The organism is Pseudomonas sp. G3-39 (assembly GCF_054790485.1).
Map to the genome: position 1 here is coordinate 175,851 of NZ_CP186497.1, position 25,784 is coordinate 201,634.

General features: G+C 60.6%; 21 protein-coding genes. 12 read left to right on the forward strand and 9 right to left on the reverse strand.

The window, feature by feature from the left end; genetic code table 11:
- Positions 1-223 precede the first annotated feature (223 nt).
- The 4 genes from ACOYXG_RS00720 (at position 224) to ACOYXG_RS00735 (ending at position 4,757) form a co-directional block, all read left to right on the forward strand.
- The gene (locus ACOYXG_RS00720) at positions 224-727 is read left to right on the forward strand and encodes a polysaccharide deacetylase (RefSeq protein WP_103368284.1); all 504 of its coding nucleotides are present in this window, start codon (positions 224-226) and stop codon (positions 725-727) included.
- Between the two features lie 181 nt (positions 728-908).
- Positions 909-2,843 (forward strand): RecQ family ATP-dependent DNA helicase, encoded by a 1,935-nt coding sequence (locus tag ACOYXG_RS00725; RefSeq protein WP_460355324.1) that lies wholly within the window; start codon positions 909-911, stop codon positions 2,841-2,843.
- Between the two features lie 227 nt (positions 2,844-3,070).
- Entirely contained in the window at positions 3,071-4,294 is a 1,224-nt protein-coding gene (locus tag ACOYXG_RS00730; protein WP_285373149.1) for a 3-hydroxyacyl-CoA dehydrogenase, read from the forward strand.
- 31 nt (positions 4,295-4,325) lie between these two features.
- Positions 4,326-4,757: an acyl-CoA thioesterase gene (locus ACOYXG_RS00735; RefSeq protein ID WP_097086913.1), complete on the forward strand. Its 432-nt coding sequence runs from the start codon at positions 4,326-4,328 to the stop codon at positions 4,755-4,757.
- A 64-nt stretch (positions 4,758-4,821) separates the two neighbouring features.
- Here the strand turns inward: ACOYXG_RS00735 and ACOYXG_RS00740 are convergent, their stop codons facing one another.
- The 3 genes from ACOYXG_RS00740 to fdhD form a co-directional block, all read right to left on the reverse strand.
- A complete protein-coding gene (locus ACOYXG_RS00740; protein WP_027611218.1) occupies positions 4,822-5,301 on the reverse strand; it encodes a glycine zipper domain-containing protein in 480 nt (159 codons plus the stop codon).
- A 329-nt stretch (positions 5,302-5,630) separates the two neighbouring features.
- A complete protein-coding gene (locus tag ACOYXG_RS00745; RefSeq protein ID WP_210556834.1) occupies positions 5,631-7,979 on the reverse strand; it encodes an FdhF/YdeP family oxidoreductase in 2,349 nt (782 codons plus the stop codon).
- Complete coding sequence (gene fdhD / locus ACOYXG_RS00750; protein ID WP_096796718.1) at positions 7,976-8,815, reverse strand: formate dehydrogenase accessory sulfurtransferase FdhD; 840 nt, start codon at positions 8,813-8,815, stop codon at positions 7,976-7,978. The genes ACOYXG_RS00745 and fdhD overlap by 4 nt, the downstream gene beginning before the upstream one ends.
- Before the next feature lie 188 nt (positions 8,816-9,003).
- On the opposite strand from fdhD, the gene lysM reads away from it, so the two are divergent.
- Complete coding sequence (gene lysM, locus ACOYXG_RS00755; RefSeq protein ID WP_027611221.1) at positions 9,004-9,444, forward strand: peptidoglycan-binding protein LysM; 441 nt, start codon at positions 9,004-9,006, stop codon at positions 9,442-9,444.
- Between the two features lie 93 nt (positions 9,445-9,537).
- Here the strand turns inward: lysM and yrfG are convergent, their stop codons facing one another.
- Positions 9,538-10,200, reverse strand: coding sequence for a GMP/IMP nucleotidase (gene yrfG, locus ACOYXG_RS00760; protein ID WP_095137928.1), 663 nt, complete (start codon positions 10,198-10,200; stop codon positions 9,538-9,540).
- Positions 10,201-10,288: 88 nt separating this feature from the next.
- Here yrfG and nudE point away from each other — a divergent pair, with 88 nt between their 5' ends.
- Positions 10,289-10,855 (forward strand): ADP compounds hydrolase NudE, encoded by a 567-nt coding sequence (gene nudE, locus ACOYXG_RS00765; RefSeq protein WP_047600934.1) that lies wholly within the window; start codon positions 10,289-10,291, stop codon positions 10,853-10,855.
- A 5-nt stretch (positions 10,856-10,860) separates the two neighbouring features.
- Positions 10,861-11,694 (forward strand): 3'(2'),5'-bisphosphate nucleotidase CysQ, encoded by an 834-nt coding sequence (cysQ, locus tag ACOYXG_RS00770; protein WP_097086917.1) that lies wholly within the window; start codon positions 10,861-10,863, stop codon positions 11,692-11,694.
- A gap of 146 nt (positions 11,695-11,840) precedes the next feature.
- Here cysQ and ACOYXG_RS00775 read toward each other — a convergent pair whose 3' ends face one another.
- From ACOYXG_RS00775 to rfbC, 4 genes are read right to left on the reverse strand one after another with little or no spacing between them, the layout of a single operon-like run.
- Positions 11,841-12,296 carry a YiiD C-terminal domain-containing protein gene (locus ACOYXG_RS00775; RefSeq protein WP_285373147.1) on the reverse strand — a complete coding sequence of 152 codons (456 nt, stop codon included), beginning with the start codon at positions 12,294-12,296 and terminating at the stop codon, positions 11,841-11,843.
- Complete coding sequence (locus ACOYXG_RS00780; protein WP_460355331.1) at positions 12,293-13,678, reverse strand: sigma-54-dependent transcriptional regulator; 1,386 nt, start codon at positions 13,676-13,678, stop codon at positions 12,293-12,295. Before ACOYXG_RS00780 ends, ACOYXG_RS00775 begins: the two co-directional genes overlap by 4 nt.
- Positions 13,675-15,483, reverse strand: a complete 1,809-nt coding sequence (locus ACOYXG_RS00785) for a sensor histidine kinase (protein ID WP_027611227.1) — start codon at positions 15,481-15,483, stop codon at positions 13,675-13,677. The genes ACOYXG_RS00780 and ACOYXG_RS00785 overlap by 4 nt, the downstream gene beginning before the upstream one ends.
- A 42-nt stretch (positions 15,484-15,525) precedes the next feature.
- Positions 15,526-16,071, reverse strand: a complete 546-nt coding sequence (gene rfbC / locus ACOYXG_RS00790; RefSeq protein ID WP_097086922.1) for a dTDP-4-dehydrorhamnose 3,5-epimerase — start codon at positions 16,069-16,071, stop codon at positions 15,526-15,528.
- Positions 16,072-16,217: 146 nt separating this feature from the next.
- Between rfbC and ACOYXG_RS00795 the strand changes: the two genes are divergently transcribed.
- The 3 genes from ACOYXG_RS00795 (at position 16,218) to ACOYXG_RS00805 (ending at position 20,943) form a co-directional block, all read left to right on the forward strand.
- On the forward strand, positions 16,218-19,130 hold the full coding sequence (locus tag ACOYXG_RS00795) for an aminotransferase (RefSeq protein WP_460355335.1): 2,913 nt from the start codon (positions 16,218-16,220) through the stop codon (positions 19,128-19,130).
- Between the two features lie 248 nt (positions 19,131-19,378).
- Positions 19,379-20,485 (forward strand): agmatine deiminase, encoded by a 1,107-nt coding sequence (gene aguA, locus ACOYXG_RS00800; protein ID WP_097086926.1) that lies wholly within the window; start codon positions 19,379-19,381, stop codon positions 20,483-20,485.
- 245 nt (positions 20,486-20,730) lie between these two features.
- A complete protein-coding gene (locus ACOYXG_RS00805) occupies positions 20,731-20,943 on the forward strand; it encodes a hypothetical protein (RefSeq protein ID WP_007961849.1) in 213 nt (70 codons plus the stop codon).
- 187 nt (positions 20,944-21,130) lie between these two features.
- Here the strand turns inward: ACOYXG_RS00805 and ACOYXG_RS00810 are convergent, their stop codons facing one another.
- Positions 21,131-23,224, reverse strand: a complete 2,094-nt coding sequence (locus tag ACOYXG_RS00810; RefSeq protein WP_460355339.1) for a TonB-dependent receptor — start codon at positions 23,222-23,224, stop codon at positions 21,131-21,133.
- Positions 23,225-23,480: 256 nt separating this feature from the next.
- On the opposite strand from ACOYXG_RS00810, the gene ACOYXG_RS00815 reads away from it, so the two are divergent.
- Together ACOYXG_RS00815 and ACOYXG_RS00820 are read left to right on the forward strand one after the other, a co-directional pair.
- Positions 23,481-24,149 carry a DsbA family protein gene (locus tag ACOYXG_RS00815; RefSeq protein ID WP_097086929.1) on the forward strand — a complete coding sequence of 223 codons (669 nt, stop codon included), beginning with the start codon at positions 23,481-23,483 and terminating at the stop codon, positions 24,147-24,149.
- A gap of 296 nt (positions 24,150-24,445) precedes the next feature.
- On the forward strand, positions 24,446-25,732 hold the full coding sequence (locus ACOYXG_RS00820) for an OprD family porin (protein ID WP_027611233.1): 1,287 nt from the start codon (positions 24,446-24,448) through the stop codon (positions 25,730-25,732).
- The last annotated feature ends 52 nt before the right edge of the window (positions 25,733-25,784 follow it).

Below are 25,784 nucleotides of genomic sequence, written 5' to 3' on the forward strand. Positions count from 1 at the left end.
GGCGAGCACTCACAAGAGCGCCGCAATGGACGCCGTTCGTAGGGGATTTTCCGAGGGCCGGGCATATGCCCTACAAGGTTTTGCGGTTTTTTCGGGGTGAAACCCCTAGCGCAGAAATTTCCCACAGGATTCACAGGCGTTTCTTGGCAGATCTATGTATGGTGCGCGCCAGAATCTGTAGGACGTTTCCAAACGTCCGATACGCGCTTAAAGGGAATTGAGTATGCAGTGGCTACGTATGGCCTCGATTTTATTGCTGTGGGCCAGTGGTTGCCGTTTGGCCATGGCGTCTGGTGTCGGCAACAGCTGGACGTTTGCCGACCTCGAACGCACCGGTTGGCCCGATGCGCTCTCCAGCCAGACTGGCATCGATACCGCCTCGCGCGCCGAGGTGTTGATGTTCGGCAGGGCCTTGCTCGCCAGTGAAGCGCTGGACGAGGCAGGGCTGGAGCAGCGACTGGGTGTGCCGCATGTGCAGCTCAAGTCGATCAGGCAGGTGCGTGACGGTCTGTGGGATCGTTTGCTGAGCACCTATCGCAACGCCAGCGTTGACTGTGACGGGCAGCCGTTCTGCCCGCGCGTGCGCAGTGTTGCGGAACTGCGGCAATTGGCGGCGGCCTTCACCGGTGACATCAGCCCGGCTCATGCGTTGTGGGCGAGCAAGAGCCAGGGCGTGCATGAGCAGGTGTTGAACGAGCAACTGCGAGTGGCGGTTTTGCGGCCCTGAACGGGTAAGTTTGTATCGCTGTTTTGTGCCCCTTCGCGAGCAGGCTCGCTCCTGCAGTGGACCGAGTTATCTGCGCTATTGGCTGTATCATCCCGTATTGAATTGACCCCGGCCTTTTCTCGACTCGCTGCGATCGCCCGCTAGGCTGTTGGCATCACAGCGGTCAACGGAGTGACAGCGCATGCACAACACCCTGGAACAGGTTTTCGGTTATCCACAGTTTCGACCCGGGCAGGAAGCCGCGATCAGCGCAGTACTGGCCGGGCGCTCGGCGGCAGCGATTTTCCCCACCGGGTCTGGCAAGTCGCTGTGCTATCAAGTACCGGCACTGTTGCTGCCACATCTGACCCTGGTGGTCTCGCCACTGTTGGCGTTGATGCAGGATCAACTGGCATTCCTCAAGCGTCACGGCATCAGTGCCGGCAGCATCGATTCGGCACAAAGCCGCGATGACGCCAATGATGTGATGGCTCGCGCCCGTTCGGGTGAATTGAAGATCCTGATGATCTCGGTGGAGCGCCTGAAGAACGAGCGTTTTCGCAATTTTTTGCAGCAGGTGACGATCTCGCTGCTGGTGATTGACGAGGCGCACTGCATCTCGGAATGGGGCCACAACTTCCGCCCCGACTACCTGAAGCTGCCGGACTACCAGCGTCAGTTCAATATCCCGCAAACGCTGCTGCTGACGGCCACGGCGACGCCGAAAGTCATCGCCGACATGCAAGCCAAATTCGCCATCGCTGCCGAAGATGTTGTGACCACCGGTTTCTATCGCCCAAACCTCAATCTGCTGGTAGAACCGGTGCGTGGCCAGGACAAGCGCCGGCGGCTGGTGGAGTGGATGAGCGAGCGCGCGAGCCAGCCGAGCATCGTCTACGTCACGCTGCAGAAAACCGCCGAGCACATCGCCGAACATCTGGGGCGCAACGGCATACAGGCCGAGGCCTATCACGCCGGGTTGCCCAACGATCAGCGCGAGGCGATCCAGAAGCGCTTCATGGCCGGACAGTCCAATTGCATTGTCGCGACCATTGCCTTTGGTATGGGCATCGATAAAAGTGACATCCGCAACGTGGTGCATTTCGACCTGCCGAAATCCATCGAGAACTACAGTCAGGAAATCGGTCGCGCCGGACGGGACGGACAGCCGTCGGATTGCCTGGTGCTGGCCAACCGCGACAGCCTCAACGTGCTGGAAAATTTCGTCTACGGCGATACCCCGGAGCGCGAGGGGATACGTTGTGTGCTGGAGGAAATGCAGGCTGCCGCAGCTGAAGGACAGTGGGAGTTTCTGCTCGGGCCGTTGGCGGATCAGAGCAACATTCGCACGCTGCCGCTGAAGACTTTGCTGGTGCAAATGGAGCTGCGCGGCCTGATTGCTCCGCGCTATGCCTATTACGCCGAGTACCGTTTCAAATACCTGCTGGAGCCGGAAGCGTTGCTTGAGCGTTTCGAGGGAGAGCGCAGGGAGTTTGTCGCGGCCATCATTCACACCTCCAGCCGCGCACGTACCTGGGCCACGGTGAATTTTGAGGCGATGTACACGCAGTATTCGGCTGAGCGCAATCGGGTGGTGACGGCGCTGGATTATTTTCAGGAGAAGGGCTGGGTCGAGCTTGAGAGCAAGCAGATGACCGAGGTCTACAACGTGCTGCACAGCGATTTCGACAGCGCTGTGCTGAGCGCCGAGTTGCACGAGTACTTCACCCGGCATGAACAGACTGAAGTCGCGCGGATTCACGCCATGCTCGAACTGTTCGCCACTGAGCGCTGCCTGGGTTATCGCCTGGCCGAGTACTTCGGCGACCACAATGCGCCCGAGCACTGCGGGCACTGTTCGGTGTGCCACGGTGATGTCGCGCGGCTGCCGGCACCTCCCGAGTTGCCAGCGCTTGTGGATAAAAATTTTGCGGCGTTGTGCGGTGATTTTATCCACAGGCACGAACAGCACACCGGCAGCGTGCCGACGGCGGAGCGCCTGACGCGTTTTCTGTGCGGGATCAGCGTGCCGCTGTTTACCAAGTTGAAGGCGCGGACGATCTCGGGGTATGCGGCGCTGGAGCAGTATCCGTACGCGGAGGTCCGCAGTTGGGCTGACAATCATCTGCTCGAGTAAATACAAACCCTGTGGGAGCGGGCTTGCTCGCGAAAACGGAGTGTCATGCATGGAAATTTCAACTGACATGACGCCTTCGCGAGCAAGCCCGCGCCCACAGGCGCGTGTGATGCCATGGCGGCCTGTATCCATGCGCTGAATGTCGCTCATCACGGTAATAAACTTCAAAAACGCCCGGTGCCTGACTATGGTGAAGGCTGTCTTCGGATCGCCAACAAGAGAACAACATGAGCCAGACATCCTTCGATATTCAGCAAGCTGCCGTGATCGGCGCGGGCACCATGGGCCGCGGTATTGTCATGTGCCTGGCCAATGCCGGCATCGCCGTGCAGTGGGTCGATAACAATCCACAGATGCTCGAACAGGCGCTGGGCACCGTGGCGCAGACTTATGCACACAACGTGCGCCAGGGCCGGATCGATCAGGTCGAAGCGGATGCACGTCTTGCCCGGATCAGCGCGGCGGCGGATTACCCGGCAATCCGTAATGTCGATCTGGTGATCGAAGCGGTGTACGAAAACCTCGCGCTCAAGCAGAAGATCTTTCGCGAACTGGATGGCCTGCTCAAGCCTGAGGCGTTGTTGGCGAGCAACACCTCGGCACTGGATATTGATGCGATTGCCGCTGCAACAAAACGTCCATCGCAAGTGCTCGGCCTGCATTTCTTCAGCCCCGCGCACATCATGAAACTGCTGGAAATCGTTCGCGGGGCGCAGACTTCACCGGCGGTATTGGAAGCCGCACTGACTCTGGGCAAGCGCATGGGCAAGGTCAGTGTGGTGTCGGGCAACTGCCACGGTTTTATCGGCAATCGCATGTTGCATCCGTATGTGCTGGAGGCGCGCAAGATGCTGCTCGAGGGCGCTTATCCACAGCAGGTCGATACGGTTTTGCAGGGCTTCGGTTTCGCCATGGGACCGTTCCGCATGTATGACGTCGTGGGCATCGATCTGGAATGGCGCGCGCGCGAATTGGCCGGCAAGGGGCAGGATGCGCCAGAGGTTCAGGTCGACAACCGCTTGTGCGAGATGGGCCGATTCGGGCAGAAATCCGGCAATGGTTATTACCACTATGAGCCAGGCAGTCGTCAGGCCGAGCATGATCCCGAGGTCGATGCGCTGATATTGAGCGTCAGCGAAGGCCTCGGCTTTCAGCGCCGGGAGATTGGGTCCGAGGAAATCCTCGAGCGGTGTCTTCTGGCGCTGGTCAACGAGGGCGCGAAAATTCTGCAGGAAGGCATTGCCGAATCGGCGCATGACATCGATCAGGTGTACCTCAATGGCTACGGCTTCCCGGCGGACAGAGGCGGCCCGATGGCCTGGGCGGACGATCAGGGGCTGGCGGACATTCACAAGCGCTTGCTGGCGCTGGAGACGCGACAGGGCGATCAATGGCGGCCGGCGCCACTGATTGGCGAGCTGGCGGCGCGAGGCAAAGGTTTTTACCTTTAGACTGGACAGATAACTCAAGGAGTCGATACCGATGTCCAGCACCATGGCGCAACGCGCCGATTACCCGCATTTCCAGCCGATCACCACCCGCTGGCACGACAACGATGCTTATGGCCACATCAACAACGTCACCTACTACAGCTTTTTCGATACTGCCGTGAACACTTACCTGATTCAGGTCGGTGGCCTGGATATCCACGACGGCGAGGTAGTGGGTTTTGTCGTGAGTTCATCTTGCGATTATTTCGCCTCGATCGCTTTCCCGGACCTGATCGAGATCGGTCTGCGGGTCGGCAAGCTGGGTAACAGTTCGGTGCAATATGAACTGGCGGTGTTCAAGGTTGGTGAAAGCGAGGCGTGTGCGGCGGGGCGTTTTGTCCATGTATTCGTGGACCGGACGAGCAATCAGCCGGTGCCGATTCCAGGCAGATTGCGTGACGCGCTGGAGCGTCTGGTGGTTTGAACCAGAGCAAAAAAAATCGCAGCCCTTGGGCTGCGATTTTTGCTTTCGCGCTTAACGCAACGGATTAGTCGCGATAGTAGCGGTGATGCTTGCGGTGGCCATAAGCGTGGCCACGGCCAGGGTGACGGTCGCGATAGTAGCGACGGTCGTCACGGCCGCGATCGTAATGACGACCCTCGTCATTGCTCTGGTTACCCATGTAATTGCCCAGCGCGCCACCGGCGCCGCCACCTGCTGCGGCACCGATCAGGCTGCCGGTGGTGCCGCCCATGCTGCGGCCAACCACGTTACCGCCGGCTGCGCCCAACGCACCGCCAATGGCCGCTTCGCCACGGCTGTGTTTGTTGGCGCCGACCGCGCTACCACCCGCGCCGCCCAGGGCTGCGCCAATGGTTGAACCTGTGCTGCCGCCTAAAGACTGACCGACGACCGAGCCAAGAACCCCGCCCAATGCGCCGCCCACACCTGCTTCGGTGGTGCCTCCGGCAGAAGCGAAGCCACTGACCAGGCCAAGGGACAACAAGAGAATCGAGGAGAACTTCATAGAGGAGCCTCAAAGGGATGACGGCGCCGATCCTGAGGCTGTGTAACAAGGCTGACAATCGAAATCCGACGAATAACACGACTTGTATACAATTATGCAAGTTGCTGTTTTGTATGCGGAACTTAAGCGATTTTCGCCGGTCTTTAGCTACTTCGGACAGGCCGCTTTTGTGAAAAAGCGGCCTTTTTTGTGGGCGTTGGAAGGGTGCAGGGTACAAAGATTTTTGTTGAATGTGCCACCGCTTTCGCGAGCAAGCCCGCTCCCACATTTGAAATGCATTCCAATGTGGGAGCGGGCTTGCTCGCGAAGGGGTCAGTCCAGGCAACGCTTTACGCAGATTTGGCCATGATCAACCCAGTCTCGCTTGCAGCCTCCAGCCGGATCGCAATGAACTTCGACGTCGGCGTATGGCTGCCATCCCCGGTGCTTTCCAGCGGCACCAGCGGATTCACTTCCGGGTAATAAGCCGCCGCTTGCCCCGCAGGAATATCAAACGCCAGCAAGGTAAAGCCCTTCACCCGACGCTCACGGCCATCATCCCAGATCGACACGATGTCGGCCTTCTGCCCCGGGCGGAAGCCCAGGCGAATGATGTCGGCCTCGTTGGCGAACAGCACATCGCGCTGGCCCTTGACCCCGCGGTAACGGTCGTCGAGACCATAGATCGTGGTGTTGTACTGGTCGTGGGAGCGCATCGATTGCAGGATCAGATCCGGCAGTTGCCCGGTGGCGCGGGTACGCTCGTGCACCAGATCCTTGGGCAGCATGTTCGCGCGGAAATTGGCCCGGCCCGACGGGGTGTTCCACTTGCGTGCACCGGCACTGTTGCCGAGGTAGAAACCGCCCGGGTTCTTGACCTTCTCGTTGAAGTCCTTGAAGCCCGGAATGGTATCGGCGATCAGGTCGCGGATGCGCCGGTAATCGGCCACCAGCCAGTTCCAGTCCACCGGTTTGCTGCCCAGGGTGGCGGCGGCGATGCCGGCGATGATCGCAGGCTCCGAGCGCATCTGGTTCGACAGCGGCTGCAACTGGCCATTGGAGGCGTGAACCATGCTGAACGAGTCCTCCACGGTGACCGCTTGCGGGCCTTCGGCCTGGATATCGATGTCGGTTCGACCCAGGCACGGCAGGATCAGCGCATCTTTACCGTGGGCCAGGTGGCTGCGGTTGAGCTTGGTGCTGATCTGCACGGTCAGGTCGCAATTGCTCAGCGCCGCGAAGGTACGCGGGCTGTCCGGCGTGGCCTGGGCGAAGTTGCCGCCCAGACCGATGAAGACCTTGGCGCGGCCCTCGGCCATGGCGTGGATCGCCTCGACCACGTTGTGCCCGTTGTCACGCGGCACCTTGAACTGGAAGCGCCGCTCAAGTGAATCGAGGAACGCCACCGGTGGACGCTCATTGATGCCCATGGTGCGGTCGCCCTGCACGTTACTGTGACCGCGCACCGGGCACAGGCCAGCGCCGGGTTTGCCGACGTTGCCGCGCAGCAACATCAGGTTGGCGATTTCCTGGATGGTCGGCACCGAATGGCGATGCTGAGTGATACCCATCGCCCAGCACATGATGACGTTCTTGCCTTTGGCGTACATGCGCGCCGCTTGCTCGATCTCCACCAGAGTCAGGCCGGACTGCGCGACGATCTGCTCCCACGGCGTGTCATCGACCACGCCGAGATACTCCAGCACGTTGGCGCTGTGCGCATTGAGGAAGTCATGATCGAACACTGCCGGCGTGCCGGCCTTCTGCGCATCGCGCTCCCACTGCAAGAGGAACTTGGCCATGCCGCGCAGCACCGCCATGTCGCCGCCCAGTGCTGGACGGAAGTACGCGGTGTTGGTCGGCTTGTCGCCGTTGGTGAGCATTTCGATCGGGTGCTGCGGGTGTTGGAAGCGTTCCAGGCCACGTTCTTTCAGCGGGTTGATGCACACTACTTGCGCGCCGCGCTTCACCGCTTCACGCAGGGGTTCGAGCATCCGGGGATGGTTGGTGCCGGGGTTCTGGCCCCAGACGAAAATCGCGTCGGCGTGTTCGAAGTCGTCGAAAGTCACGGTGCCTTTGCCGACGCCAACGCTCTGCGCCAACGCCACACCGCTGGCCTCGTGGCACATGTTCGAGCAGTCCGGGAAGTTGTTGGTGCCGTAGGCGCGCACGAACAGCTGATACAGGTACGCCGCTTCGTTGCTGGCACGGCCCGAAGTGTAGAACTCGGCCTGGTCCGGGCTCGACAGCGCTTGCAGGTGTTTGCCGATCATTGCAAAGGCATCGTCCCAGGCGATGGGTTTGTAGCGGTCGGTCTCGGCGTCGTAGACCATCGGCTCGGTCAGGCGGCCCTGGTATTCAAGCCAGTAGTCGCTCTGCTCCAGCAACGACGTGACGCTGTGTTTGGCGAAGAACTTGCCGTCCACCCGACGCTTGGTCGCTTCCCAGTTCACCGCTTTGGCGCCGTTCTCGCAGAACTTGACCATGCCGCTCTCCGGCGAATCGCCCCAGGCGCAGCCCGGGCAGTCGAAGCCGCCATTCTGGTTGGTCTTGAGCATCATTCGCAGGTTTTTCAACGCGTTGTCGCTGGTCAACCAGGCTTGGGCCACGCTGATCAGCGCACCCCAGCCGCCGGCTGCACCTTTGTAAGGTTTGTAGCGCGGGACAGGTTTCTGGTCGGCTTGATGATGTTGGCTCACGCTTGATTCTCCATCGCTGGGCTGTAGACCCGCGGCGCATTCTTCTGCGGCAGGTGGATGAGATTGAGGTTGTGGCGACGGGCCCATTGCACGGCAAGGCCCGTGGGCGCGGACAGGCTGACCAGGGTCTGGATGCCGGCGCGTAAAACTTTCTGGATCAATTCGAGACTGCAACGGCTGGTTACAATCGCCAGGCCGCCTTCGGTGGAAATTTTCTGCCGGATCAGTCCGCCAATCAGTTTGTCGAGGGCGTTGTGCCGGCCGATGTCTTCACGGCCCAGCAGCAATTCACCGCTGGCGTTCATGAACACCGCCGCGTGTACCGCGCCGCAGTGCTGACCGAGCGGCTGGAACGCGCCGATGCGCTGGCGCAGACCGTCGAGCCATGCAGCGGGCGGCAACGGTGCGCCGGGCAGGACTTGCAGATCGGGCAAGGCTTGCTCGACGGCTTCAACGCCGCACAGCCCGCAACCGCTGGTGCCGGCCAGTTGTCGGCGCTGTTGCTTGAGGTTCCAGAACGCGCGGTTGGCGATGGTCACCTGCGCGTATTGCGCCGAGCCCGCGCCGGTCAGTTGCAGGTCATAAATGTCGCTGGCGTCTTCGATGATGCCGCTGCCGAGGCTGAAACCGACGATGAAATCTTCCAGATCCGTCGGCGTCACCAGCATCACCGCCTGACTGATGCCGTTGTAGGCGATCGCCAACGCAACTTCCTCGGCGAGCGCGGTGCTGGCCGATTCCACAAGGGGCAGATCGCTATAGCTGTAGGTCTGGCTGGCGGCGGGCGCGGGCGTTTCGAGTGCAGGCGCCGCGCAAGTTGGGCGCTTGGCGTTCATGGCATCACCGACGGATTGATCAACGCTAAGACTAGGCGCGGCAACTTGTCGCGTCTAATCGGTACTGTCGATCTATTGATAGATGGCGTCGATCAAGCGGCTGCCGGGTCATTGGTCGGCCCGGAACCGGGTTGGTCTGGTGTGGTCTAGGCTTGGACGTCTGGAATCCCAATCAAGGAGTGTGCGCTATGAGTCTGTTGAGCTTTGTGAAAGAAGCCGGTGAAAAGCTGATCGACCTGCTGACCCCGGGTAATGCCAATGCCAGCGAACAGTTGAAGGAACATATCAGCAAGGTCGGGTTGGGCAACCCGAATGTTCAGGCAACCGTGGACGGCGACAAGGTGACGGTCACCGGTGAAGTTGCAAGTCAGGAGGAGAAGGAAAAAATTCTGCTGGCGGTGGGTAACATCGAAGGCGTGGGCAGTGTTGATGATCAGATCACCGTGACCGGGCCGGTTGTGGCTGCCGCACGTTTTGTCGTGGTGAAAAAAGGCGACACCCTCAGTGCGATTTCCCTCGCGGTGTATGGCAACGCCAATCAGTACAACAAGATCTTTGAGGCCAACAAACCAATGCTCAAGGATGTAAACAAAATCTACCCGGGCCAAACCCTGCGTATCCCTGAGTAACTCAAAACTCTTGTAGGAGCTGCCGAAGGCTGCGATCTTTTGATCTTGCTTCTTAAAATCAAAGATCGCAGCCTTCGGCAGCTCCTACAGGAATCAGAGTCCCCGAATCAAATCGCGGTAGTCTTCAACCGCCGCAAACTCAGCCGTGTCCTTCGGCCCCTTGCGACTGTCCGGCTCTTTCACCGCCAACAAATGCGTCACACCAAATTCCCGCGCACTGCGCAGAATCGGCAACGTGTCGTCGATGAACAGACTGCGTGCCGGATCGAAACCGATATCCGCCTGCAAGGCATCCCAGAACTGCGGATTCTCTTTGGGGAAACCGTAATCGTGGGAGCTGATCAGCCGTTCGAAATACGGCGCCAGTTCGATTCGCTCCAGTTTCAGCGACAGTGAATCCCGGTGCGCATTGGTGATCATGATCACCCGTTTGCCGGCCTTTTTGATCGCCTGCAGAAAGGTGTCGGCATCCGGGCGCAGTGCGATCAGGTGCGCGGTTTCCAGTTTCAGTTCACGCACCGACAGCTTCAGTTCGGTGCTCCAGAAATCCAGGCAGTACCACTGCAGTTGCCCGGCATGGCGCTCGAACAGCGGCTGCAACTCCATGTCGGCCATGGCCCGGCTCACCCCGTGCAGTTCGGCGTAGCGTTGCGGCAGGTGTTCCAGCCAGAAATGGTTGTCGAAGTGCAGATCCAGCAACGTACCGTCCATGTCCAGCAGGACGGTATCGATGTCAGACCACGGTAAAGAAGGCATGGCAACGTCTCGAGCGGTAGAAAGATATCCGACACAAACAATCGGGAAAGCCGCGTTATAGTAGCGCGTTCACGCCAAGGAGCTTTGCATGCGCCAGAAACCCACTGTACTCGCCCGCGAGATTGTCGCCACCAGTCGTCTGTTTTGCGTCGAAGAACTGAAGCTGCGTTTTTCCAATGGCGTGGAACGCACTTACGAGCGTCTGGTCGGCAAAGGCGCGGGTTATGGCGCGGTGATGATTGTGGCGATGCTCGACAGCGAACACGCGGTGCTAGTCGAGGAATACTGCGGCGGCACTGACGAGTACGAACTGTCCCTACCCAAAGGCTTGATCGAGCCGGGTGAAGATGTGCTGGCAGCGGCCGAGCGCGAACTCAAGGAGGAGGCCGGTTTCGGCGCGCGCCAGCTGGAACATCTGACCGAGTTGTCGCTGTCGCCCGGTTACATGAGCCAGAAGATCCAGGTGGTGTTGGCCACCGATTTGTACGAGGAGCGTCTGGAGGGCGACGAGCCGGAGCCGATGCGCGTCGACAAGGTCAACCTGCGTGAACTGGCGGCGCTGGCGCAGAACCCGCAATTTACCGAAGGCCGTGCCCTGGCGGCGCTGTATCTGGCGCGTGATCTGCTGACGCAGCGCGGGTTCTTTCAGTCATGAGTGAGATGTCGATGAAGTTTTCCCATCCGTTGATGGCGCCGGTGGTTGAGCTGGCGTTGCAGGCTGGCGAGGCGATTCTGCCGTTCTGGCGCTCTGGCGTGGAGGTCACCGCCAAGTCCGATGATTCACCGGTGACCGCAGCGGACATGGCCGCGCACCATGTCATCGTCGCCGGGCTGACCGCGCTGGACTCCAGTATTCCGATTCTGTCCGAGGAAGACGCCAACATTCCGCAGAGCGTGCGCGCCGGGTGGCAGCGCTGGTGGCTGGTGGATCCGCTGGATGGCACCAAGGAGTTCATCAGCGGCAGTGAAGAATTTACCGTGAACATCGCCCTGATCGAAAACGGGCGGGTGGTGTTTGGCGTGGTGACGATGCCGACCAATGGCCGGTTCTATGTCGGCGGAGCCGGTCTCGGCGCGTGGCGTGGGGACAAAGGTGGTTCGCCGGTGGCGATTGAGGTGCGTGAGGTGCTCGCGCCCGGTGAAGCGTTCACCGTGGTGGCGAGCCGTCGGCACTCGAGTCCGGAGCAAGAGCGGCTGCTTGCCGGTCTGAGCGCCAGCCTGGGCGAGTTGCAACTGGCAAACATCGGCAGTTCGTTGAAGTTTTGTCTGTTGGCTGAAGGGGCGGCGGATTGTTATCCGCGATTGGCGCCAACTTCGCAGTGGGACACCGCGGCGGCGCAGGGCGTGCTCGAAGGTGCTGGCGGCGAAGTGTTGGATCTGCAGGGCGAAGCGTTCTGTTATCCGGCGCGGGAATCGCTGCTCAATGAGTTCTTTCTGGCGTTGCCGGCAAAGGCGGCGTGGCGTTCAAGACTGTTGGAGCTGGCTCGCTCCTGAGTCCTGCACATCGCATTGTAGTGAGGGGATTTATCCCCGATGGGCCGCGTAGCGGCCCCACTCTACGTACGACATGAATTGCGACTGCTGCGCAGTCGATCGGGGATAAATCCCCTCGCCACAAATGATCGCTGCATCACGAAGACTCAGCGGTGCAGAACGTATTGCCCGCTGAACGTCACTGCATTCTCATCACTGCCGGCGTTGACGATTCGCGTATTGAGCGTCAACCGTGCGCGTCCATAACGCTGATACATCGCCAGAAACTTCTTCCAGACCGCCGCTTCCGGTGGCGGACAAATCGCTGTGGCATCACCGGTCACGGGCAGCGGATAGCTGATCTGTCCTTCCTGAATCACGATGTGCCCGTCTTCGATGCCTTCTTCTTTCAGGCGCAGATGCAGCCAGCCCCAACCCGCCAGCACCGCGCCGCAGTAGAGACTGCCGCCGAACATGGTGCTTTTGTGATTGACGTTCGGCTCCAGCGGCAAGTGCAGGCTCAACTGCTGCTCGTGCCAGGCGAGGACCTTGAGGCCCATCTCGCGGGTCAGGGGAATGTCGTGATGCAGCACCGATTCCAGATAGTGACTGTCGCGGCTCATTCGGCTTCGTCTCCATGGGCGTTACTGTCGGCGAAATTCAAGCCGTGCTTGCGCAGTTTGTCGTGCAGGGTCTTGCGCGGAATACCCAGGGCTTCGGCGAGGCTGCGCACCGAACTGTGCGAGCGCGCCAGCTCGGCGGCAATCAACGACTTCTCGAAGTTTTCCACTTGCTCGCTCAGGCCACCACTGATGACTTCCACGCTGGTGCCGCCGCCTTCGTTTCCACTGTTATCCAGCGCCAGTTCCAGACCGAGGGCGAAGCGCTCGGCAGCGTTCTGCAGTTCGCGCACATTGCCCGGCCAGGTGTGGCGCAACAGCAAGGCGCGTTGGGCCGGCTGCAGTTCATGCGGTGGCAAGCCATGTCGGGCGCTGGCTTCGTCGGCGTAATGCTGGAACAGCACCAGCGCATCTTCGCCGCGTTCGCGCAGTGGCGGAATGCGCAGCGGTGCAACGTTCAATCGATAGTACAAGTCGGCGCGAAAACGCCCTTGATCGGCAGCCTGACGCAGGTCTTCCTTGGTCGCGGCGATGACGCGGATGTCCAGCGGGATCAACTGATTGCCGCCCAGACGTTCGACCACGCGCTCTTGCAGCATGCGCAGCAGTTTTACCTGCACGTCCATGCTCATGCTTTCGATTTCATCGAGGAACAGCGTGCCGCCGTTGGCGAATTCGAACTTGCCGATCCGGCGTTTCTGCGCGCCGGTGAACGCGCCCGGCTCATGCCCGAACAGCTCGCTTTCGACCACCGATTCGGCCAGTGCCCCGGCGTTGATCGCCACGAACGGGCCGTTGCGCCGGCTCGACAAATCGTGCAGCGCACGGGCCACGACCTCTTTACCGGCGCCGGTTTCACCGAGGATCAGCACGTCGGCCTTGGTCGCCGCCAGCGCGCCGATCTGCTCGCGCAGGCGCAACATTGGCGCCGAGTGGCCGACCAGGCGTGCGCTCAGTTCGTTGCGATCGCTCAGGGCCAGGCGCAGGCTGCGGTTGTCCAGCACCAGCCGGCGCAGGGCCAGGGCGCGGCGCACGCTGTCGAGCAGCGCGTCGCTGGCGAACGGTTTTTCCAGAAAGTCATAGGCGCCGGCACGCATCGCCTGCACCGCCAACGGCACGTCGCCGTGGCCGGTGATCAGCAGCACCGGCAGCTCCGGATCCTGAGCGTGCAATTCGCTTAATAGCTCCAGGCCGTCCATGCCCGGCATGCGGATGTCGCTGACCACCACGCCGGGCCAGTCACGCTCCAGTTGCCTGGCCAGACCTTTGGCTTCGGACAGCGGAAGGATTTTCAGCCCGGCCAGGTCCAGGGTCTGGCCGAGGGCCTGACGCAGGTGCGGATCGTCGTCGATCAACACCACCTGAATGCGATTGTCGATGGTCATGCACTTCGATCCTCGGACGGTTGCAGGCTGACCCCGGGCGCACCGGCGCGCAGCCGCAGGGTGATCAAGGCGCCACCTTGCTTGTGGTTGGCGAACGACAGTTCACCGCCGAAGGCGCGCATCAGGGTTTCACAGATGGCCAGCCCCAGGCCAAGGCCCTGAGTGCGGGTCTTGGTGGTGTAGAAGGGCTCGCTGGCGCGGCCGAGGGCTTCCATGCAAAAGCCCGGGCCGTTGTCGCGAATGTACAGATTGACGCCCTCGGCCGTGGATTCGGCACTCAGCCACAGTTTGCGCGGCGGGCCTTTTTCGGTCAGCGCATCGAGGGCGTTGGCCAGCAGATTGCCGAGCACCTGACGCAAACGGGTTTCCCCGGCCTCGACCCACAGCGTGGCGGCGGGCAGGTCGCGGATCAGTTCGACTTCCATGCTGCGGCGCCGTTTGGCCAGCAATGCCAGCGCATCGTCCAGCGCCGGTTGCAGGGCCACGCTTTCCGGGGCATGGCGGTCGCGGCGGGCGAAGGCACGCAGGTGGGCGATGATCGAGGCCATGCGCCCGGTCAGTTCGCTGATCAGTTTGAGGTTGCCGCGAGCATCGTCGGTGCGTTGATGATCGAGCAGTACTTCGGCGTTTTCCGCGTAACTGCGAATCGCCGCCAGCGGCTGATTGAGTTCGTGGCTGATACTCGCCGACATCGTGCCTAGCGCCGAGAGTTTGCCGGCCTGGACCAGATCGTCCTGAGCGCGCACCAGTTCCTGCTGGGCCTGTTCGCGCTCCAGCACTTCCTGCTTGAGTCGGCGGTTGAGGCCTTCCAGATCGCTGGTCCGCTCGGCCACCCGACCTTCCAGTTCACGCCGGGCCTTGGCCTCGAAGGCGATGCGTTCCAGATAATGCCGACGGCGCTGCATCATCAGCCCCAGCAACAGCATCACCACCAACAGCGTGGCGCCGCCGATTGCGACCACGGTGCGCACCGGACGATCGATCAGCGTGCGCGGGGCAAGAATACTGACGCTCCAGCCGGTTTCGGCGATATCGACGGTTTGGGTCAGCCAGGCGCTGTCGCTGAGGTTCAGCGGACGTGGCTCGCGGGTCGGATAAGGCAGGATGGCGGTGATTGCCGAGCGCTCGGTGTCGCTCAAGATACGGGTCGAGCGAAAGCGCCACTCCGGGCGCGAGGTGAGAATCACCACGCCGTTGTGGTCGGTCACCAACAGTTGTTCCGGGGTTTTGCCCCACAGGCTTTCGGTGTGATCGAGGTCGACTTTGATCACCAGCACGCCGATGATTTTTTCGCCGTTGCGCACCGCCGCGGCGAAGAAATAACCGCGTTTGGCCGACGTGGTGCCGAGGCCGAAAAAGCGTCCGAGACGCCCAGCCATGGCTTCGCTGAAATACGGACGGAAAGCGAAATTGCGCCCGACAAAGCTGTCATGTTTGTCCCAGTTCGACGCCGCCAGGGTCTGGCCGCTGGTGTCCATCAGGTACATGACTTCGGCGCCAGTTTGTGCGGCAATGTTTTTCAGCAGGCGGTTGGCATTGCCCTGGGTGACGCCGTCGTCCGGCGCCCCGAGCACGGCGCGCAGGGCCGGCAGGTCGCCGAGAATCTGCGGCAACACTTCATAACGGTGCAGGGTGCCCAGCAGGTTGGCGACGTAGAGGTCGAGGGTCTGGCGGTTTTGTCCGGCCAGTTCACTGCGGTAATAGCGCTCGGCCAGATGCTCCAGCGGCCACAGCAGCGGCGCCAGGCACAGCGCCAGCAGGGCGAGGCTGCGCCAGCGGGGTCTGCGGGGAAGGGTAGGTTTCATGAGCCGGATGCGCCTGAGTGAACAGGCGCATTATGCCTAGGCTCAGGCGAAGACGTCAGCGTCCTTGAGCAAGGCGCCGACCTGATCCTTGGCCGACAGCTTCGGCACTTCGTCCAGTTGCCAGTCGATGCCCAGAGCCGGGTCGTCCCAGCGAATGCTGCGTTCGGACGATGGATCGTAGTAGTTGGTGGTCTTGTAGAGGAATTCGGCGAACTCGCTCAGCACCACGAAACCATGGGCAAAGCCTTCCGGAACCCACAGTTGACGGTGGTTTTCAGCCGACAGTCGCACGGCAACCCACTTGCCGAAGTGCGGCGAGCTGCGACGGATGTCCACGGCTACATCGAGCACTTCACCGGCGGTCACCCGAACCAGTTTGCCCTGGGTATTTTGCAGCTGGTAATGCAGGCCGCGCAGCACGCCTTTCTGCGAGCGCGAATGGTTGTCCTGAACGAATTGAGTGTCCAGACCGGTTGCATCCTGGAACGCCTTGGCATTGAAACTCTCGTAGAAGAAGCCGCGCTCGTCACCAAATACCTTGGGTTCGATGATCAGAACACCGGGCAGATCGGTGGTGATTACATTCATGAGGTTTTTCCAGATAGGGGTGAATGGCCGACATTCTTGCGCAAAGTGCCGGCGGATGCGAGCGCTTGAATATCTCCGGTCGGGGGTTGCGCATCCACTGCAGCAATGGCGATATAGGCACCTGATAAAATCTCAGGGGTCGTCCCATGCCGCTCGCCACGTTGATTCATCGCGCCAGTTTGCCCAGCCCGCAGGTTTCTGAAGCGCAGGCACGGCAGTGGTTGGCCGAGCATTACGGGCTCAGCGGCACGCTACAGGCGCTGGGCAGTCAGCAGGACCTGAATTATCGGGTCGACAGTGAGCGTGGGCGCTTTGTCCTGAAAATCTGCCGCGGCGACTATGCACTTGTGGAGTTGCAGGCTCAGCATGCAGGCCTCAAGTACCTTGCCGAGCACTCGTCGGTGCACGTGCCCAGAGTGATCCCGGCCAGTAATGGTGAGGATCTGCTATCGCTGGAAACCGACGGCGAGCCGGTGCACGTGCGGTTGCTGGACTACATCGAGGGTCAGTCGCTGACTCATCTTGAGCATTTGGGCCATGACGTGGTGGCTGGATTCGGTCAGTTGTGTGGCGAGATGGATCTGGCACTGGCCGGCTTCGATCACCCGGGCCTTCAGCGCACGCTGCAATGGGACGCGCGCCACGCCAGTGCGCTGATCAGCCACCTGCTGCCGGTGATTCGGGATGAGCGCCAGCGCGCCTTGATCGCGCAAGCCGCCGAACAGGCTGAGCTGCGCTTGCAGCCGTTGCAGGACAAGCTGCCGGTGCAGGCGATCCACATGGACATCACCGACGATAACGCTGTCTGGCAACGCGATGCCAAGCGTCATTGGCAATTGCAGGGCGTGATCGACTTCGGTGATCTGGTGCGCACCTGGCGCATCACCGATCTGTCGGTGACGTGCGCGGCGCTGCTGCACCATGCCGGCGGTGATCCGTTTGTGATTCTGCCGGCGGTGCAGGCCTATCACGCGGTCAATCCACTGCAACATGAGGAATTGCTGGCGTTGTGGCCGTTGATCGTGGCGCGGGCGGCGGTGCTGGTGCTCAGTGGCGAGCAACAGGTCAGCATCGATCCGGGCAACACTTACAGCCGTGACAACCTTGGTCACGAATGGGAAATTTTCCACGTGGCGACTTCGGTGCCGCTGGCATTGATGGAGGCGGCGATCCTCACGTCTGTCGGCCAGTCTCTTCCAGCCATCGGCAGTGAAGGCTTCGCACCGCTGCTGCCGGAGCTGGTCGGGCGCGAATTTGCGTTGATCGACCTTGGCGTCCTGAGTCCGCATTTCGAGGCGGGCAACTGGGAGCAGGAGGGTATCGATCAACGACTGCTCACTGAAGCCGCGGCCGCGCATGGCCTGGCTGCCAGTCGTTACGGGCAATATCGCTTGTCGCAGACGCGAGTAGACAGTGCCGTCGAACCGGAGACGTTCCCGCTGCACGTTGAGTTGCGCGTGCCGCAGGGCTCGGCGGTGGAAGCGCCGTTTGCCGGTGTGCTGCATCACGCGGCGGAGGGAGTGCTGCAACTCGACGGACCGCAGCTCAGCGTGCGCCTGTGGGGCGTGTACGCCTCGCTGCACAGCGGCGCGGCGCTGGTCAAAGGTCAGGTGCTGGGTACGGTCGATGGCCCATTGAAGGTGCAGTTGAGCCGCGTTGCATCGCTGGATGCGCCATTGTTCTGCAGTCCTGCGCGCGCTGCGGCGTGGCAGGCGTTGTGCCCGTCGCCGGCAGCACTGCTGGGGCTGTCCTGCGATGCCGAGCCGGAGCTGGACGCCAAAACCTTGCTCGAACGACGCGACGCCAGTTTCGCCCGCACGCAAAAACATTATTACGTCGACCCGCCGCGCATCGAGCGTGGCTGGCGCAATCACCTGATCGACATGCAGGGCCGTTCCTATCTCGACATGCTCAACAACGTTGCAGTGCTCGGCCATGGTCATCCGCGCATGGCTCAGGTGGCGGCGCGACAGTGGTCGCTGCTCAACACCAACTCGCGCTTCAACTATGCAGCCGTGGCGCAGTTCTCCGAACGCTTGCTGAAGCTGGCGCCGGAAGGCATGGATCGGGTGTTTCTGGTCAACAGTGGCAGCGAGGCCAACGACCTGGCGATCCGTCTGGCGTGGGCCTACAGCGGCGGGCGCGACATGCTCAGCGTGCTGGAGGCTTATCACGGCTGGACGGTCGGGGCCGATGCGGTGTCGACCTCGGTTGCCGACAACCCGCGCGCGCTGGAAAGCCGCCCGGACTGGGTGCACCCGGTGACCGCGCCGAATACCTACCGTGGCGAGTTTCGCGGCCTCGATTCGGCGCCGGACTATGTGCGCAGCGTCGAAGCGCAACTGGCGCATATCGCCGCGCAGGAGCGCCAATTGGCCGGTTTCATCTGTGAACCGGTGTACGGCAACGCCGGCGGGATTTCCCTGCCGCCCGGTTACCTGAAGCAGGTTTACGCATTGGTGCGGGCCCAGGGCGGGGTGTGCATCGCCGACGAAGTCCAGGTCGGTTACGGGCGCATGGGTCACTTTTTCTGGGGCTTCGAAGAGCAAGGCGTGGTGCCGGACATCATCACCATGGCCAAGGGCATGGGCAACGGCCAGCCGCTGGGCGCCGTCATTACGCGTCGGGAAATCGCCGAAGCGCTGGAGGCCGAAGGCTATTTCTTCTCGTCGGCCGGCGGCAGTCCGGTGAGCTGCCAGATCGGCATGGCGGTGCTGGATGTGATGGAAGAAGAAAAGCTCTGGGAAAACGCCCAGGTGGTTGGCGGGCATTTCAAGACGCGGCTGGAGGCGTTGATCGATAAACACCCGCTGGTGGGCGCGGTGCATGGTTCCGGGTTCTATCTGGGGGTAGAGCTGATCCGCAACCGCGAGACGCTGGAGCCGGCCACCGAGGAGACCACGTTGTTGTGCGATCGCCTGCGCGAGCTGGGGATCTTCATGCAACCGACCGGGGATGACCTGAACATTCTCAAGATCAAACCGCCGATGGTCACCTCGCGCCGCAGCGTCGACTTCTTTGTCGACATGCTGGATCGCGTGCTCGAAGAAGGTCTGTAAACGCTGCTTTTGTGGGAGCGGGCTTGCTCGCGAATACGGTTCTTCATTCAAAGTTGATATCGACGGATGTGCCGCCTTCGCGAGCAAGCCCGCTCCCACATGGGTTCAGTGCTAATTCGATTTGTATCGGTATTTAACTGTTTTTTTTAGACGAGCGTCATTTTAAAGCATTTAAAATACGATATTTATCGGTTATAAAGTCGCCATTGCTTTGCAACCCTTCGACGGTTCCCAGGAGTCCTGATCCGATGACCACTTTGAAAAGTACCCCGCGTGACGATGGCTTCTACATGCCGGCCGAGTGGGCGCCGCAGACCCAGACCTGGATGATCTGGCCAGAGCGCCCGGACAACTGGCGCCTGGGTGGCAAGCCGGCGCAGGCCGCGCATGTTGGAGTGGCCAAGGCCATCGCCCGTTTCGAACCGGTTACCGTTGCCGTGTCGGCCGGCCAGTACGAGAACGCACGCGCACGTCTCGACGTGCCGAATATCCGCGTGGTCGAGATGTCCAGCGATGATGCCTGGGTACGTGATACCGGCCCGACGTTCGTCATCAACAACAGCGGCGAAGTGCGCGGTGTGAACTGGGACTTCAACTCATGGGGTGGTTTTGAAGGCGGTCTGTATTCGCCGTGGAACCGTGATTCGCAGGTCGGTGGCAAGATTCTCGAAATCGAGCGCAGCCCGCGTTATCGCACCGAAGGTTTTGTGCTTGAAGGCGGTTCGATTCACGTCGACGGCGAAGGCACGCTGATCACTACTGAAGAGTGCCTGCTCAATCACAACCGCAACCCGCACCTGGGCCGCGAAGAGATCGAAGCGGTGCTGCGCGACAATCTGTCTGTGGATAAGATCATCTGGCTGCCGGATGGTCTGTTCAACGACGAAACCGACGGTCATGTGGATAACTTCTGCTGCTACGTGCGCCCGGGCGAAGTGCTGCTGGCGTGGACCGACGATCCGCAGGATCCGAACTACCCGCGCTGCCAGGCGGCGATGAACGTGCTGCAAAGCAGCACCGACGCCAAGGGGCGCCCGTTCACGGTGCACAAGATGCCGATTCCGGGGCCGCTGTACGCGACCGAAGAGGAGTGCGCCGGTGTCGATCCGGTCGACGGTACGCAGGAGCGCAACCCTTCCGTGCGCCTGGCCGGTTCCTACGTGAACTTCCTGATCGTCAACGGTGGCATCATCGCGCCGAGCTTCGACGATCCGATGGACGCGCCTGCGCGGGAAATCCTGCAGAAGCTGTTCCCGCAACACGAAGTGGTGATGGTGCCGGGCCGTGAACTGTTACTGGGCGGCGGCAATATCCACTGCCTTACCCAACAACAGCCAGCCCCGCACAAAGAGTGAGTTGAGACGTAACAGCTTGAGTTGATTCATAAATCGGCCAGGCAAAGATTAGCTTGCTACACATTCAAACAAGCCCGCGGCCCTGTTGGACCGCGGGCTTGTTTGTATCCGCCTGTCGACAAATCGGAAACCTTGGCATAGCTCTTGTATCGGACAAAGTGCACTAGGGAGAGGGGGGAACTTCAACAGTTCTGTCATATACCTTGGATAACGTAGCCGCTCACGAACGGGGAGAGAGCGCTGAAATGAACGCCGAAGTGAACGTAGTCAGCGAGCGGACTTTGCATCCCATGGCCGTCAACGGCGAATCGCTCCAGATTGTCGCGCACTTTTTGAAGTCCAATGGAACGCGTCAGATCAGGGAACCTGATCCGCGCCGGATGATGATCGAGCGCTACCCCGCTGGCCTTTTCAGCGAGGCCGAACTGGAAGCGTTATGGGCTGTAATGGAAGGATAAGAACAACAACAAGGATTGGTAAAAGCGCTGCCGGGATGGTGGCGCTTTTTTATGCACGATGGAAACCATTGCGAACATTGAACCTGTGGGAGGGGGCTTGCTCCCGAATGCAATCAGTCAGTGACGATGGTGTTGCCTGACACGACGCCTTCGGGAGCAAGCCCCCTCCCACAGGATTTGTGTGAAATCAGAAGCTGTAAGTACCGGTCATCACCACGCTGCGCGGTGCGCCTGGCTGGATCTGATATTGGCTGGTGGCCGAGGCGTAATACTCGCGGTCGGTGATGTTGTTCAGTGCCGCGCGCAAGTCCCAGTCCTTGAAACGGTAGCCGACCAGCGCATCCCAGCGGCCGTAGCCCGGCAGCACGGTGGTGTTGGCGTTGTCGGCATAACGCTGGCCGACCAGGGTCAGACCGGTTTCGCCGTACCAGCCCATCTCCGGTTTCCAGGTCAGGAACAGGCTGCCGTTGTGTTTGGCCACGTTGTTGACGCGTTTGCCTTCCAGGCCGTTGTTGTCCTTCTCGATGGTGGTGTCCTGCACGCCGACGCCACCGCGCATGTACCAGTTGCCGACCAGTTTGCCGGTGGCGGTCAGCTCCACACCCCGTGAGCGCTGAAGACCGGTCATGACGGTCAGGGTCGGATCGTTCGGGTCGCTGGTGCGGCGGTTGTAGAGTTCCAGGTCGTAGACCGCCAGCGTGGTGCTCAAGCGATCATCCAGCCAGTCGCTTTTCACGCCGATTTCTTTCTGTTTGGTCAGCTCCGGACTCAAGTCGTTGCTATTGCCGGCAGCCCCCGGGGTGATGCCGATCAGGCCGCCGCCAACGGGCGAGAAGGTCTTCGACCACGAGGCATAGAACGAATGATCCTGCAGTGGCGTCCAGACAATCCCGAAGCGCGGGCTGGTGCTGTGGCTGTCACGATCCTCAGTGAGGTTCTTGAGCTGGTTGGTCGACTCGATATCGAACGTGTCGTAGCGCAAGCCGGCCAGAAGTTGCCATTGATCGTTCAGACGCAACTGATCCTGCACGTAGACCGCGCGGCTTTCGACTTCGGTGTGGCTGTCGCTGAACACCTGCATGCTGCCGGTGTGACGGAGCTCGCGGTTGGGGTTGAACAGGTCGAGCGATGGCACCGGTTGTGCGCCTGGGGTCTTGCCAGTCGCGGCGTTGTACAACTTCGGATCGCGGCGCTGGCTGCCGATCTCGACGCCGGTCAACAGGCGATGCTCAAGGCCAAAGGTATCGAAACCACCTTCCAGTTCGAGGTTGTTGTAGACGTTGCGGGTGGTCAGATCCTGCTGCCAGTGCTGGCGCGCGACCTTGTTGGTTTTCGGATCGAAGCTGGTCAGGTAGGTGTTGTCGAAATCGCTGTCGAGCTTGAACACGCCGAGGGTCTGGCGCAGCTGCCAGTTGTCGTTGATCTCGTAGGTGAGTTTCGAGCGCAGGGACTGCGCCTTGTCGTCGATGAAATCGTGATCGTTACCGTAGGTGGTGTCGCGACCGACATCCGCCGGGCGGCCATTCACACCGGGAATGCCGCGATCCGGTGTGCGGTTGTAGCGGCTGTATTCGTATTGCACCAGCCAGTTCAAGTCTGGGGTCAGTTGCCAGCTCATCGACGGCGCGAACAGCTGGCGGTTGCCGCTGACGCCGTCGCGGAAGCTGTTTTCATCCATGTTGCCCATGTTCAGGCGCAGGCTGAGGTTTTCGCTGTGGTCGGTGCTGAGGTCGGCGTACAGGCTGCGCAGATCGTCGCTGCCGCCCTGGGCCTCGATGGTCGAACGACGACCGAACTCGGGCAGCTTGCTCACGCGGTTGACGATCCCGCCCTGGCTGCCACGGCCGTAAAGTACCGCCGCCGGACCTTTGAGCACTTCGACCCGCTCGATGTTGTGCAGGTCACGCTTGTACTGGCTGTCGTCGCGGATGCCGTCCAGATAGAAGTCGTTGCTGGCGTCGAAGCCGCGGATACGCAGACTGTCGAAGCGCGTGTCGGCGCTGCTGCTGACGTTGGGAATCCCGCTCAGGGCATCACCGATGTCATTGGTGCCGTAGTCGGCGACGTTCGCGGTCTTGATCGAGTCGATGGCCTGCGGCACGTAACGCACCGGGGTGGAGGTGCGAGTCGCGGTGTTGCTGATCTTGACGCGCGGGTCCTCGGCTTGTTCTTCGGCGCTGATCGCGGTGGCGGGCAGTGCGGTGGCGGAGTAAGCAAAACCGCTGGACAGAAAGGCAGACAATCCAAGGGTGACAGGCGTGAGGCGGAACGGGGCAGGCATGGAAAAGCGCATCCGAAAGGGTGAGGAAATTCAAACGCGCAAATGGTAATGCTTTGCATTTGCTCCCGTAATTTATTCCTGAGAAGTTCCCCTGTCAGATTGTTTCAATTTATGTCGATTTCGATACATCCTGACCGGTCGATCCATTCGACCGATTCTCGAAACAGTCTGAGAGCCATTCCGGCGTTTTTCCCCAACACGCGTAGGAATAGTCTGCCGGCATCGAATATTTCTACTTTGTTGCCGGAGTTCTCCCATGATCCTTCACTACATTTACGATCCATTGTGCGGCTGGTGCTACGGCGCCAAACCGCTGGTGCAAGCGGCGCAGCAAGTGTTGCCGGTCGTTGTCCATGCGGGCGGAATGATGAGCGGTGCGAATCGCCAGCAAGTTTCGCCGCAATTGCGCGATTACGTCATGCCCCACGATCGGCGCATTGCCGAATACACCGGACAACCCTTTGGCGAAGCGTATTTCGAGGGTCTGCTGCGTGATCACTCGGCGGTTTTCGATTCGACGCCGCCGATTGCGGCGGTGATGGCGGCAGAGTCCATCGACGGTCGCGGTTTGCAGATGCTCGGACGTTTGCAGACGGCGCATTACGTGGAAGGACGGCGGATTGCCGATGAATCCGTACTTTTCGAACTCGCCCGTGAGTTGGGCTACACCCGTGACATCTTCGCGGCTGCGTTTAAGTCCGCTGATACGACAGCGCATGTAAAGGCCAGCCGCGCACTCTTGGCGCAACTGGGTGGCCAAGGTTTTCCGACATTGGCGCTGGAGCAGGACGGGCAGTTCACCTTGATCGACATCAGCCCATGGCTTGGCAATCCTCAGGCTTTCGCCGACTGGTTGGGGCAAGCGGTGGTCGCGGTTGAGCCGGGGCAATCCGCCGCGCAATGCGGTCTCGACGGTTGCGCGTAATCGCACTGGATTCACTGGTTGAGCGCATTTCCGAGCAATGCGCTATCGCAAAATCTACGATTCTTAGACGATTTTTACCTATTTAAAGACGATTCTTGAAATTGACACATTATTGAGGGCGCGGCTACGATTCGGCCCAACGCCTGTGGCCAACCGCCATGACTCAAAAATAATAAAAGGGCCCGACACGGTTTTGCCGTGGGCGGGTCTTTTTGTTTCGGGGTGAAAAAAGAGTGCAATAGCGCCGTTTCAGCCGTTCGACACAGCGCGTTTCAACCCGTAATAAGGAAAACAAAATGTTGAACAAGCGAATCAGTCTGATCGCACTGGGGATGTTGAGTGCCACTTCGGCAATGGCTGACGGCCAGGCCGAATCCAAGGGTTTTGTTGAAGACAGCAGCCTGAAAGTGCTGCTGCGCAATGCCTACATCAATCGTGATTACAAAGACGGCAACCCGGACAAAGCCGAGTGGGGCCAGGCGGCCATCGGTACGTTCTCTTCCGGCTTCACCCAAGGCACCGTTGGTGTGGGTGTCGATGCTTTCGGTCTTTACGCACTGCGTCTGGATGGCGGCAAGGGCCGCAGCGGCGCCGGTGGTATCGACTTCTTCAAACAGGGTGACAGCGGCAATGCGGCTGACGACCTGTCCAAGGGTGGCGCTGCGGTCAAATTCCGCGTGTCCAACACCGTGCTGACGTACGGCGACCAGATGCCGGCCCTGCCGGTGCTGAACTACGACAACTCGCGTCTGCTGCCGGAAAGCTACACCGGTACCTTGATCACCTCCAAAGAGATCAAAGGCCTGCAACTGGACGCCGGTCGTTTCACTGCCGAATCGCGTAAAAGCGCTGAAGGCCGTGACAGCGGTGGTCTGAAGTCGATCAACGTGTTGGGCGGTAGCTACCAGTTCACCGAACAGTTCAAGGCGGCGTTGTACGCTTCCGACGTTGAAGACGTCATGAAGAAGCAGTACGTGAACGCCAACTACGTGTTCCCGATCGACAAGGATCAGTCCCTGACCCTGGACTTCAACGGCTATCGCACCAAGCTCGACAAGTCTTATGCCGACATCAAGAACACCGGCGGCCAGGACAACAAGATCTGGAGCCTGGCGGCCACATTCGCCACCGGCCCGCACTCGTTCACCGTGGCGCACCAGCGCAGTACCGGTGACAGCAACCTGGGTTATCCGTACGGCGGTTATCAGAACGATGGTCGTCGTCAGGGCGACGGTGGCAACACCATTTACCTGGCCAACTCGTACTGGTCGGACTTCAACGCTGAAGACGAGCGCAGCTGGCAACTGGGCTACGGCCTGGACTTCGGTGCCTTTGGCGTACCTGGCCTGAGCTACAACTTTGCTTACGTGCGTGGCGACAACATCACCACCGACACCAGCAGTGGTGGCACCGAGCGTGAGATCTTCAACCAGGTCAAATACGTCGTGCAAAGCGGTCCGGCGAAAGACCTTAGCGTGAAACTGCGCAGCTCGATTCTGCGCGTGTCGCAGAAATCCGCCGACTACAACAGCAGCGGCAACGAAGTGCGTGTGTTCGTGGACTACCCGATCAACATCTTCTGATGAACGATCCGGTGTAAGAAACATGAGAAAACCCCGACTGGCTCGGGGTTTT

Bases quoted from the DNA above. Each gene is read 5' to 3' on its own strand.
- ACOYXG_RS00720 (WP_103368284.1), top strand. From the start codon at position 224: ATGCAGTGGCTACGTATGGCCTCGATTTTATTGCTGTGGGCCAGTGGT.
- ACOYXG_RS00725 (WP_460355324.1), top strand. From the start codon at position 909: ATGCACAACACCCTGGAACAGGTTTTCGGTTATCCACAGTTTCGACCC.
- ACOYXG_RS00730 (WP_285373149.1), top strand. From the start codon at position 3,071: ATGAGCCAGACATCCTTCGATATTCAGCAAGCTGCCGTGATCGGCGCG.
- ACOYXG_RS00735 (WP_097086913.1), top strand. From the start codon at position 4,326: ATGTCCAGCACCATGGCGCAACGCGCCGATTACCCGCATTTCCAGCCG.
- ACOYXG_RS00740 (WP_027611218.1), bottom strand. From the start codon at position 5,301: ATGAAGTTCTCCTCGATTCTCTTGTTGTCCCTTGGCCTGGTCAGTGGC.
- fdhD (WP_096796718.1), bottom strand. From the start codon at position 8,815: ATGAACGCCAAGCGCCCAACTTGCGCGGCGCCTGCACTCGAAACGCCC.
- lysM (WP_027611221.1), top strand. From the start codon at position 9,004: ATGAGTCTGTTGAGCTTTGTGAAAGAAGCCGGTGAAAAGCTGATCGAC.
- yrfG (WP_095137928.1), bottom strand. From the start codon at position 10,200: ATGCCTTCTTTACCGTGGTCTGACATCGATACCGTCCTGCTGGACATG.
- nudE (WP_047600934.1), top strand. From the start codon at position 10,289: ATGCGCCAGAAACCCACTGTACTCGCCCGCGAGATTGTCGCCACCAGT.
- cysQ (WP_097086917.1), top strand. From the start codon at position 10,861: ATGTCGATGAAGTTTTCCCATCCGTTGATGGCGCCGGTGGTTGAGCTG.
- ACOYXG_RS00775 (WP_285373147.1), bottom strand. From the start codon at position 12,296: ATGAGCCGCGACAGTCACTATCTGGAATCGGTGCTGCATCACGACATT.
- ACOYXG_RS00780 (WP_460355331.1), bottom strand. From the start codon at position 13,678: ATGACCATCGACAATCGCATTCAGGTGGTGTTGATCGACGACGATCCG.
- ACOYXG_RS00785 (WP_027611227.1), bottom strand. From the start codon at position 15,483: ATGAAACCTACCCTTCCCCGCAGACCCCGCTGGCGCAGCCTCGCCCTG.
- rfbC (WP_097086922.1), bottom strand. From the start codon at position 16,071: ATGAATGTAATCACCACCGATCTGCCCGGTGTTCTGATCATCGAACCC.
- ACOYXG_RS00795 (WP_460355335.1), top strand. From the start codon at position 16,218: ATGCCGCTCGCCACGTTGATTCATCGCGCCAGTTTGCCCAGCCCGCAG.
- aguA (WP_097086926.1), top strand. From the start codon at position 19,379: ATGACCACTTTGAAAAGTACCCCGCGTGACGATGGCTTCTACATGCCG.
- ACOYXG_RS00805 (WP_007961849.1), top strand. From the start codon at position 20,731: ATGAACGCCGAAGTGAACGTAGTCAGCGAGCGGACTTTGCATCCCATG.
- ACOYXG_RS00810 (WP_460355339.1), bottom strand. From the start codon at position 23,224: ATGCCTGCCCCGTTCCGCCTCACGCCTGTCACCCTTGGATTGTCTGCC.
- ACOYXG_RS00815 (WP_097086929.1), top strand. From the start codon at position 23,481: ATGATCCTTCACTACATTTACGATCCATTGTGCGGCTGGTGCTACGGC.
- ACOYXG_RS00820 (WP_027611233.1), top strand. From the start codon at position 24,446: ATGTTGAACAAGCGAATCAGTCTGATCGCACTGGGGATGTTGAGTGCC.